Consider the following 9,866-nt stretch of genomic DNA (forward strand, 5'->3'; position numbering starts at 1 on the left):
TTACTTTCTGCTTGACTGTCTCTAGGTCTAGATGAGGACAGGCTTGCGTTACTTGACTCCTGTACATTTATCTTTGCCAAAGTTCTCTCTATTTAATACTCTACTACCTCTGACCACAACTTAGTATTAGTTTATATTTCTGCCAACCCTTAAAAGTTGCCTGTTTTCAGTGCTGAAAAAAGTTTGTATGCAGGTTTCGCCGCAACCAACCTATTCCGAAGCAACGCTTCAACTGTTACTGTTTGTTGACGAACGACCTAGTTCCCGATCGCAAGCTCAGGAAATTCACGGTTATCTCAAACAGTTACAAGCCGATTGTCCTTTTGAACTGCAAGTTATCAAGGTGGGCGAACAGCCTTATTTGGTAGAACATTTTAAACTGGTAGCAACTCCTGCCTTAGTCAAAATTCACCCCCAACCCCAGCAAGTTTTGGCGGGTAGCAACCTCAAAATTCAGTTAGAAACTTGGTGGTTTCGCTGGCAGCAATTGGTAGTAACCCATTTAGAGGAGTCAGAAAATTTAGACCAAGACTATAATATCAACTTACCCCCATCACTGATTCGTTCTGTGAGTGACTCTGCTGAACTAATAAAACTTGCTGATGAAATTTTCCGTCTAAAGCGAGAAAAAGAAAAACTCACTGAGCAGTTACAGTTCAAAGATCGAGTAATTGCTATGCTTGCTCACGATCTCCGCAATCCTTTGACGGCGGTGTCTATTGCCCTAGAAACTTTAGAAGTAAATCTAGTCCCCCAAGAAAACAAAGTTTCTCGCCTCAAGCCAGAATTAGCCGCCCAGTTATTTAAACAAGCGCGCAATCAAGCTAAAAACATCGATCGTATGATTTCTGGATTGTTGCAGGTAGCGCGCGGTACGAGCGCTCAACTGCATATTGAGCCTGCCAAATTAGATATCAACGCGCTTTGTCATGAAGTTTTAAGTCATCATAGCGATCGCGCTAAAGCCAAGCATCAAACTTTGGAAACTGATTTGCCCAGCGATTTACCATCCGTTTATGCTGATAGCGAAAGGCTGCGCCAGGTATTGAATAACTTGTTAGATAATGCAATCAAGTACACGCCGGAACATGGAACTATTCGCCTATCGGTGCTACACCGTACCAGTCAAAAAGCCCAAGTAAGTATCTGCGATACTGGTTCTGGGATTCCCCAAGCAGATTGCGATCGCATTTTTGAGGAGCGCGTCCGCCTAGAAAGAGACGCAGCTTGTGATGGCTACGGGATTGGTTTATCTCTGTGTCAAAGCATTATTCAGGCTCACTACGGGCAAATTTGGGTAGATTCACCGCCTACGGGGGGTAGTTGCTTTCACTTTACAATTCCCATATATCCTACCTGACGCAAGGCGGCAATGATTTGAAAATTTGCTTCAGGAAAGGCAAACTTATCGATCTCATCTAAGCTTACCCAGCGAATTTCCTCGCATTCTATGGGCTGCGGGGTTCCCTCTATATAGTGGCAGTGATGCACGATTAAAGTAACGTGCAAGTGAGTGTAGGCGTGTTCGATGGTGATTAAGGGCTCGCCCACGGCAATTACAATGCCTAATTCTTCCCAAATTTCTCGCTTGATACAATTTTCTACGGTTTCGCCGACTTCAATTTTACCTCCAGGAAATTCCCACAAGCCTCCGAGTACTCCAGTTGGGCGACGGCGATCGATTAAAATCTGCTGTTGCTGGTTCCAAATTACGCCAACACCAATAATTTTTTGAGCCATGAGTAGTTGCATATAAAAACAAGGGCAGACAAAAATTAGTCTACCCTTGCTTTGTACTATTTAAAAATTGATACTTTATCTATTCAGTAATTTCCGATGCTTGCAAAGCTTTGTCAAAGGTCATTCTTTGTTCGGCGTTGCGTAAAAAGTAGCCGCTAATCATTGCTGAAGCTAAAAGTCTGCCCAAGTTTTCCCGGTTGGTACTGATTGTTACATCAAAGTGTTCGGAGGGTAAGCCGCCCAAAAGCCCAACAATATTACGCTCCATAACTTGAAATACTTCACCAGAACTAGGCTTAGAAAGTTGAGTAATTGTTTCTGGACTCAGAGATTGAACGTAGTGCCACAGCAAATTGGTATTTTCTGATTCGCCGTTAAAAAACTCTGAGACTTGATTGGGTGAATTGCTCACTTGATACCTCCGTTTGATTTTGGCTCCCTTAGCAGACATTGCCTCGGTTGCCGTCCTTTGCCGTCCTTCGATCTGTAGGCTGTGTTTATTGCCTGATGCAAACTAATGTAACAAGCAGTATGTAATCTTGGAGTCGATGAAACCGAACCAATTTTGGGGTAGTTTCTCACTTTTGACCTTAGCTGGCTAAGTATTGATCCATATCGGCTTTACGTTTGCGGAGTTTGGTCAAAGCTTCGCGCTCAATTTGTCTAACTCGTTCGCGGCTAATATTGAGGCGATCGCCTATTTTAGCTAAAGTTAGGGCTTGTCCATCGGCTAAACCAAAACGCAATATCAATACTTCTCTTTGCTGCGGAGTCAAATCTGCCATCAACAAATCTAAATCTGTAGCTAAAGAAGACTGCATGACAAATTCTTCGGGAGAAGCGCCCGTATCTTCTAGCAATTCCCCAAGTTCTGTGTCTTGGTTGTCTCCCACGCGCAAATCTAATGATAGTGGCAGCCGCGCCCGTTCTAAGTATTCTCTAACTTGCTTGGTCGTTAGCTCAAGTTCTGTTGCCAGTTCTCCCGCCGTCGGTGCGCGTCCTAGCTTTTGGGATAGTTGGCGTTGGGCTTTTTTGATTTTGTTGAGTTTTTCGGTGATATGAATAGGCAAACGAATTGTCCGCCCTTTTTCGGCGATCGCGCGCGTTATAGCTTGGCGAATCCACCAGTAAGCGTAAGTTGAAAAGCGATAGCCTTTTGTGGGGTCAAACTTTTCTACCCCGCGTTGCATCCCGATTGTGCCTTCTTGGATTAGATCTAGCAAGTCTACGTTGCGTTTGATGTATTTTTTGGCGACGGATACTACTAAACGCAAATTAGCTTCTACCATTTTGCGCTTGGCAAGTTCTCCGGCGGCGATTATTTTGGCGAGTTCCTCGCTATCTTCTACATCGCTTGCGTTTACCCACTCTTGTTGAGTTGGCTCTCGTCCATGTTCAGCGAGTAACGCTTCTCTTACTGATTGTAAGGCGCTCGAACGCTGTACTTGCTTTCCGTATAAAATTTCCTGCTCGTGGGTTAGCAGGGGTACGCGACCAATTTCACGCAAATATGTACGTACTAGGTCGGTTGCAGTCTGAGCGGTCTTCATAACGCTACTTTTTTATTATTAATGGGCTTGGCAGGAAAACGGGAGCGTATGGTTTAATTTTTTCCAATTCTATTACAATAATTCATAATTATTGTCAACTCCGATTATAGACAAATTATCATGATGCAGTAGATCTCTACAGGGGGAGCGTCAATTATACACTAGGTTGCTTTTTAGTTAGGCTTACATATTGTTTTAGGAATATTAATAATTGTAACATTTCGCAAGGTTTACGGCTACTTTTTGTAAGTAAGGTTTTGTTGGGAAAAGGCTTTGACTTGGGGGTTGCCCAAGTCCACTACAGATAAGAGCCTTGCCTGTAGGCAGCCAATCTAGCGTAAAGTTGGACTAATATTATCCCGCCCTTGTAAGCTTCCAGTAGCGACCTTGGGCAGCAAGTAGTCTTGTAAAGCTTTGACATCTAGAGGCGTACTTTGCATAGAGCGAATCGCTGCCGCCGTAGCTTTAGCGCCTGCAATGGTAGTAATAATCGGGATTTTGTAAGTTATGGCAGTACGACGAATTAAACGAGCATCAGTTTGAGCTTCCTCACCTGAAGGCGTATTAATAATGAGTTGAATTTGGTGATTTTTCATTGCGTCCAAGACATGAGGGCGACCTTCATGGAGTTTTAGGACTAATGCAACTTCCTTTAAGCCATGCTCTTGCAGAACGCGCCGCGTGCCATCGGTGGCTAAGACGTGGAAACCTAGCTCGATAAATTCTTTGATGACAGGAACAACCAAAACTTTATCGCGATCGCTCATGGAGACAAAAACTGTACCGCTCAATGGCAGCACCTGTCCCGCGCCTAATTCGCCTTTGGCAAACGCACGTCCAAAATCGCTGTCAATGCCCATTACTTCCCCGGTAGAGCGCATCTCTGGTCCTAAAATTGTATCTGTCCCCGGAAACTTATTAAAGGGTAAAACGGCTTCTTTAACGGCAATATGACTGGGGGTAGGCTCGGTAGTAAAGTTGAGCGATTCTAAGGTTTTCCCAGACATGATTAAGGAGGCTAGTTTTGCCAGAGGTACGCCCGTTGTTTTTGAGACAAAAGGTACGGTACGCGAGGCGCGGGGATTGGCTTCAATTATGTAAACTTGGGGGTTGTAACTGTGGGCGTTGACAACGGCAAACTGAATATTCATTAAACCAATGACGTTTAATGCTTTCGCTAACTGAGTTGTCCAAGTGCGAATTTTGTCTAAAACCGCCGTAGGTAAAGAGATAGTAGGTAAAGAACAAGCGGAGTCGCCGGAGTGGATTCCTGCTTGCTCAATATGTTCCATAATGCCGCCAATCACTACTTTCCCGGTATGGTCGGCGATCGCATCTACATCGACTTCAATGGCGTTTTCGAGGAATTTATCAATTAAAATCGGATGGTCGGGTTCTACTTGCACCGCGTAAACCATGTAGCGCTCTAAGTCTGCGTCGGAGTAAACAATTTCCATTGCTCGTCCGCCCAAAACGTAGCTAGGACGCACGACTACGGGATAACCAATTTTTCCAGCAACAACTAAAGCATCGTCATAATTGCGGGCGATTCCATTGGGTGGTTGGGTAATTTCTAATCGGCTGAGAATCTTCTCAAAACGTTCGCGGTCTTCGGCTACGTCGATGGAGTCTGGGGAAGTACCCCAAATTTTGGTTGCGGATAAGGTATCGCCATTTTCAGCCAAATATCTTTGTAAAGGTAAGGCAAGTTTTAAGGGAGTTTGACCGCCAAATTGAACAATTATCCCAATGGGGTTTTCAGCTTCGATGACGTTGAGGACATCTTCTTTAGTTAGTGGCTCAAAATACAAGCGATCGCTAGTATCATAATCGGTGGACACAGTTTCGGGATTGGAATTGACCATAATTGTCTCAAATCCCGCCGCTTTGAGCGCGTAACTCGCGTGACAGCAGCAGTAATCAAATTCAATTCCCTGTCCGATGCGATTGGGACCTCCCCCTAAAATCATCACTTTTTGCCGATCGCTGGGTCTAACTTCCGATTCTTCTTCGTAGGTGGAATAGTGGTAAGGAGTAAATGCCTCAAATTCGGCGGCGCAGGTATCTACAGTTTTATAAACCGGGATAACGCCTAAAGACTTGCGATAGGTTCTTACTTCGTCTTCATTAGTTTTAGTCGCAAAAGCAATTTGGCGATCGCTAAATCCTTCGCGCTTGACTTTGTAAATTTGCTCTTTGGTCAACTGCTTTAACGGAGTTTTTTTGATAAACTTTTCCGTTTCGATCAAAATTTGCATTTTGTCCAAAAACCAAGGATCGATACCTGTTAGTTCGTAAATTTCCTCTACTGTCATCCCTAGCAGCATGGCTTGACGCACGGCAAAAATTCGTTCGGGGTTGGGAGTCCGCAGTTGTGGGCGAATATGCTCCCCACTGGGTAATTTTTCTTTGCGATCGCAACCCCAACCAGCGCGTCCAGTTTCTAAACTCCGCAAAGCTTTTTGAAACGACTCGTTAAAGGTGCGCCCAATTGCCATTGCTTCGCCTACCGACTTCATTTGAGTAGTTAGGACAGGTTCAGAACCGGGGAATTTTTCAAAGGCAAACCGGGGAATTTTGGTAACTACATAGTCAATGGTTGGTTCAAAAGATGCGGGGGTTTTTTTTGTAATGTCGTTACTGATTTCGTCTAAGGTATAGCCTACCGCCAACTTCGCCGCAAACTTTGCAATGGGGAAGCCTGTAGCTTTGGAAGCCAATGCTGAAGAACGAGAAACGCGGGGGTTCATTTCAATGACGATTGTGTCTCCATTTACCGGATTAATCGCAAATTGGATATTAGAGCCGCCAGTTTCTACGCCAATTTCGCGGATGATTTTAATTGCCGCATCGCGCAAGCGCTGATATTCTTTGTCTGTGAGCGTTTGCGCCGGAGCAACGGTAATCGAGTCTCCGGTATGAATGCCCATGGGGTCGAGGTTTTCAATCGAGCAGATAATGACTACGTTATCTGCCAAATCGCGCATTACTTCTAGCTCGTACTCTTTCCAACCGAGCAAGGATTTATCAATCAAAATTTGGGAAACAGGACTTGCATCAATGCCTACTTGCGCCATTTCTTCAAATTCTTCTTGGTTGTAGGCAATCCCACCACCACTACCGCCCATCGTAAAGGCTGGGCGAATAATTAGGGGGTACGAACCAATAGAACGCGCTACGGCTTTTGATTCTTCGATGGTTGACGCTGTACCGCAAGGACACATCGCTACCCCAATGCGATCCATTGCTTCTTTAAATAGTTGTCGGTCTTCGGCTTTTTCAATTGCTGGCAACTTTGCGCCAATTAACTCTACTTCGTACTTCTCCAATGCGCCACTTTTCGCTAAAGCCACAGCTATATTTAGAGCCGTTTGTCCGCCCATGGTGGGTAATAAAGCATCGGGACGCTCTTTAGCGATTACCTTTTCGACTAATTCCGGTGTTAGTGGCTCGATGTAGGTGCGATCGGCGGTTTCCGGGTCGGTCATAATGGTGGCAGGATTGGAATTGACGAGTACCACCTCATAACCTTCTTCTCGGAGTGCTTTACAAGCTTGAGTCCCGGAGTAATCAAATTCACAGGCTTGTCCAATGACAATTGGTCCTGAGCCAAGCAGCAAAATTTTATGGAGGTCGTCACGGCGGGGCATAGTAGTTAATTCGGATTACGAATATGCAAATCCTGATTATTTTAAGCGTCTAATGTAATTCTCGTTGCTATTTATTTATCATTTTTGCAAATTATTATTTTCTTAGGGGGTAGGGCGCATTTGTGGATGCGCCCCTATACCTAGTTTTTGCCGTTGCTCATAAACCCCAAGGTAAGGCTATCATGGGCTAAGAAGTGGGCTAGATGATAGGCTCGTTCTTCAGTTTTAAGTAAGATTGTCTCGTACAAGTAACGAGTTGCGCGATCGCCCAAACTCTCCGCTTGGGTAGCTTGGCGGCGAATTAAGTTAATCATTGCTTGTTCGGCGGCTAAATTGTGTTCCACCATTGCTCTACAATTGAAAACTCCGTCTGCTTCTGGCTCGAAGCAACATAGTTGAGCTAATTTACTAAAGCTTGCCGCAGGTACGCCACCAATGCCATCTAAGCGTTCGCCGATATCATGGACGTGACCTTGTACTTGCTCGTAGCTTTCTCCAAAAAACTGATGCAGCATATAAAATTCTGCACCTTCAACTACAAAATGATGCTTTTGGTATTGCAAGTACAGCCCTTGAAAACTCGCTAAAGCGACATTTAATCCTTCACAAACAGGCTCGGTGACGCTGCGCTCTAGCATCACTGGATTGTCATAGACTTGACCGAAGTTGCGTAGTTGGGTTTGAGCTTCTGACATAGTTCTCCTCTCTATTTGAGCAGTGTCTAAATTTCTTACTGCCCAAAAATTTATTTAGCGATTGACACCTACCAGTGTAAGCCCCAGAGAGGGCGATCGCGCTGTCTCCACTACTACAACTCAACCTTGTTGACAAGTTTTCTAATTCTTTTTGCAATCTTTATGAGAATTATTTGCAATTGAGTGTATGCTAATAAACAAAGTAGCGAACTACTAATCTTGTACTTTTGCTACAAAACAAGTCTTTCATCTTTGGAGATAATTGCCAGTGAAGTCGCCTAGTTGTCAAGCCGCAAGCGTAATGGTTGAAGTAAGTTGGGCAGATAGATGGTATGTTTACCAGCGCTTACAGCAACTAGCTATTCCTTGTTTTTGTGCAATTGACCAACCTTTGCAGGTACAAATTACTAGCACTTTAGCCGCAATTCAACTTTGGAGCGTTTCTAGGCAATTGAATACTTCGAGGCAAGAATTGGCGGAATGGTTAGAGAGATGCTGGTTGTAACTCTAAAGATGCTTGTTTGCAGTTAAAGATGAGGAATAAAATAATGAGTACCAAAGTAGTAAGTTTTAGTATTGAAGGGCGATTTTTGGGTTTTGAATTTGAAGACTTTAAACCAAAAAAGCTAGTGATTGCAACTTCGCAAGGTGAATGTACAATCAAGCTTGCCAAGTCTTTTCGATATAACTTCCAGTTGCGATTGATACCTGGTGATTGGTTGCAAATTTCTGGAGAAAAGCAGTTTGACAGCAAAGGTAAACTAAAGCTGAAAGCCGAACAAATTATCCCTAGCACTGTTAGTCAAGAGCCAAGCACTATAGCTGCTCCCATAGATAAAAATAAAGCAAGTATATTAGTTTGTCAAAAGTCTAGCTGCATGAAACGAGGCGGTAAAGAAGCCTGTCAGGCAATGCAGGCAGCTTTAAAAATTCGCGGTTTATCCGAGCAAGTAAACATTAAAGGCACGGGATGTCTAAAAGATTGCAAAGCTGGACCTAATATAGTGATGATGCCTGACAAAAAGCGCTACACCAAAGTCCAAGCTGCTCAAATTCCGGCGCTAATTGACAAGCATTTTGCCAAAATAGAAGTGAAAACTACTAGAGAGCGCCTAGTCATCAATTGAGAAAATTAGCTACTAATAAGTTTTGGAATCAAAAAAATATAAACAAGGCTGTAGCATTACTAGAGCCTTGTCTATGTTTACATCATCGGTTGGAATAGTCCAATCAAAGTATCATCAGGATCGCGCAGATAAACGGTTTTGAGGGCGTAGCGGGGGTTATTTAATGGCTCTGTTACAAAACGCGCCTTAGTTTTGAGGTGACGATAAGTCTCGTCTACATTGGCTATGGTAAAGACTAAGGCGACTTTATCTTGACATTCTACCGTTACGGGTTGGCAAATTGTGCCAATCATTTCTGCCATTTCTTGCCGTCGAAACAGCACTAATTTCATCGCTGGGGTGGCAAATTCAGCATACCCATCATCTAAAGCTTCGATAACTACTTGAAATTCCATTACATCTCGGTAAAATTCAAAGCAAGCTTTTAGGTCATTTACGAGTAGCCGCGTATAGGAAGTTTTTATATCCATAAAATGCTCCAGTAATTTCCAGCATCACAAACAAGTACAGTATCTAAACACGACCAAGGTGGCTAAAGCAAATACTACCCCTGCATAGAATACGCTATTAATTCCACCGATACCATAAGCTATGCCCATTAATAATGGTCCTAGAGTTTGTCCCAATCCAAAGAATGTACCGTTTACAGATATAACTGTCGCTAAATACTCTTTGGGGGCTAAAGTGGCTAAAAGAGTTTGAATACTAGGGAAACCAATACCAAGACCAATGCCAAAAATTGTAGTAGGAATTAGCAGCAACCACAAACTAGAGACAAAAGGCACGATCGCTAAAGCGACAGCATAAAAAACAAAAGAGGCTCGAATTAGAGTAGTTTCAGAGAAGTGTCTAGCCAAATTGCCAAGCTGAGAAGAAGTAAAAGCGATCGCGACAGAAACACTAGACAAAAACAGCCCAATTGTAAAAGGTTCTGCGCCAAACTTGTCTGCAATTAAACTCGGCAAATAAGTCCTCTTATACCAATTCTGAATGAAGGTGCGCTAAATTAGCATAAGTGTAAGGGGAAAGGAAAAGTTATGAGTCGTCCGTTCCAAGTGGAGATATCTGAAAGCAAAGAAATGTTGGAGAAAGCACTCAAATATG

10 protein-coding genes are annotated in these 9,866 nt (G+C 43.6%); 3 read left to right on the top strand and 7 right to left on the bottom strand.

The genetic code is table 11. The features are described from left to right. Nucleotides 1–169 precede the first annotated feature (169 nt). Complete coding sequence (locus AC2VE5_RS22110) at nucleotides 170–1,360, top strand: histidine kinase (protein ID WP_486889840.1); 1,191 nt, start codon at nucleotides 170–172, stop codon at nucleotides 1,358–1,360. Here the strand turns inward: AC2VE5_RS22110 and mutT are convergent. The 5 genes from mutT to dpsA form a co-directional block, all read right to left on the bottom strand. Next, nucleotides 1,330–1,740 carry an 8-oxo-dGTP diphosphatase MutT gene (gene mutT, locus AC2VE5_RS22115; RefSeq protein ID WP_486889841.1) on the bottom strand — a complete coding sequence of 137 codons (411 nt, stop codon included), beginning with the start codon at nucleotides 1,738–1,740 and terminating at the stop codon, nucleotides 1,330–1,332. The two genes, AC2VE5_RS22110 and mutT, sit on opposite strands and share 31 nt — an antisense overlap. 79 nt (nucleotides 1,741–1,819) lie before the next feature. Continuing rightward, entirely contained in the window at nucleotides 1,820–2,152 is a 333-nt protein-coding gene (locus AC2VE5_RS22120) for a DUF760 domain-containing protein (protein ID WP_486889842.1), read from the bottom strand. A gap of 178 nt (nucleotides 2,153–2,330) precedes the next feature. Then, on the bottom strand, nucleotides 2,331–3,290 hold the full coding sequence (locus tag AC2VE5_RS22125) for an RNA polymerase sigma factor, RpoD/SigA family (RefSeq protein ID WP_486889843.1): 960 nt from the start codon (nucleotides 3,288–3,290) through the stop codon (nucleotides 2,331–2,333). A gap of 332 nt (nucleotides 3,291–3,622) precedes the next feature. Further along, nucleotides 3,623–6,940, bottom strand: a complete 3,318-nt coding sequence (carB, locus tag AC2VE5_RS22130) for a carbamoyl-phosphate synthase large subunit (protein ID WP_486889844.1) — start codon at nucleotides 6,938–6,940, stop codon at nucleotides 3,623–3,625. A gap of 140 nt (nucleotides 6,941–7,080) precedes the next feature. After that, on the bottom strand, nucleotides 7,081–7,635 hold the full coding sequence (dpsA, locus tag AC2VE5_RS22135) for a DNA starvation/stress protection protein DpsA (protein ID WP_486889845.1): 555 nt from the start codon (nucleotides 7,633–7,635) through the stop codon (nucleotides 7,081–7,083). Nucleotides 7,636–7,903: 268 nt separating this feature from the next. On the opposite strand from dpsA, the gene AC2VE5_RS22140 reads away from it, so the two are divergent. Continuing rightward, a complete protein-coding gene (locus AC2VE5_RS22140) occupies nucleotides 7,904–8,140 on the top strand; it encodes an Asr1405/Asl0597 family protein (protein WP_486889846.1) in 237 nt (78 codons plus the stop codon). Between the two features lie 43 nt (nucleotides 8,141–8,183). Continuing rightward, nucleotides 8,184–8,762 (top strand): (2Fe-2S) ferredoxin domain-containing protein, encoded by a 579-nt coding sequence (locus tag AC2VE5_RS22145; protein WP_486889847.1) that lies wholly within the window; start codon nucleotides 8,184–8,186, stop codon nucleotides 8,760–8,762. A 77-nt stretch (nucleotides 8,763–8,839) separates the two neighbouring features. Here AC2VE5_RS22145 and AC2VE5_RS22150 read toward each other — a convergent pair whose 3' ends face one another. Beyond that, nucleotides 8,840–9,232 carry a VOC family protein gene (locus tag AC2VE5_RS22150; RefSeq protein WP_486889848.1) on the bottom strand — a complete coding sequence of 131 codons (393 nt, stop codon included), beginning with the start codon at nucleotides 9,230–9,232 and terminating at the stop codon, nucleotides 8,840–8,842. Between the two features lie 24 nt (nucleotides 9,233–9,256). After that, nucleotides 9,257–9,727, bottom strand: a complete 471-nt coding sequence (locus AC2VE5_RS22155) for an MFS transporter (RefSeq protein WP_486889849.1) — start codon at nucleotides 9,725–9,727, stop codon at nucleotides 9,257–9,259. Nucleotides 9,728–9,866: the final 139 nt, after the last annotated feature.

This window comes from Aliterella sp. E5.1 (assembly GCF_057473825.1).

What these genes read in the sequence shown, in the direction of transcription:
- mutT (WP_486889841.1), bottom strand. Translation starts at nt 1,740, where the DNA reads ATGGCTCAAAAAATTATTGGTGTTGGCGTAATTTGGAACCAGCAACAG.
- AC2VE5_RS22125 (WP_486889843.1), bottom strand. Translation starts at nt 3,290, where the DNA reads ATGAAGACCGCTCAGACTGCAACCGACCTAGTACGTACATATTTGCGT.
- carB (WP_486889844.1), bottom strand. Translation starts at nt 6,940, where the DNA reads ATGCCCCGCCGTGACGACCTCCATAAAATTTTGCTGCTTGGCTCAGGA.
- dpsA (WP_486889845.1), bottom strand. Translation starts at nt 7,635, where the DNA reads ATGTCAGAAGCTCAAACCCAACTACGCAACTTCGGTCAAGTCTATGAC.
- AC2VE5_RS22145 (WP_486889847.1), top strand. Translation starts at nt 8,184, where the DNA reads ATGAGTACCAAAGTAGTAAGTTTTAGTATTGAAGGGCGATTTTTGGGT.
- AC2VE5_RS22150 (WP_486889848.1), bottom strand. Translation starts at nt 9,232, where the DNA reads ATGGATATAAAAACTTCCTATACGCGGCTACTCGTAAATGACCTAAAA.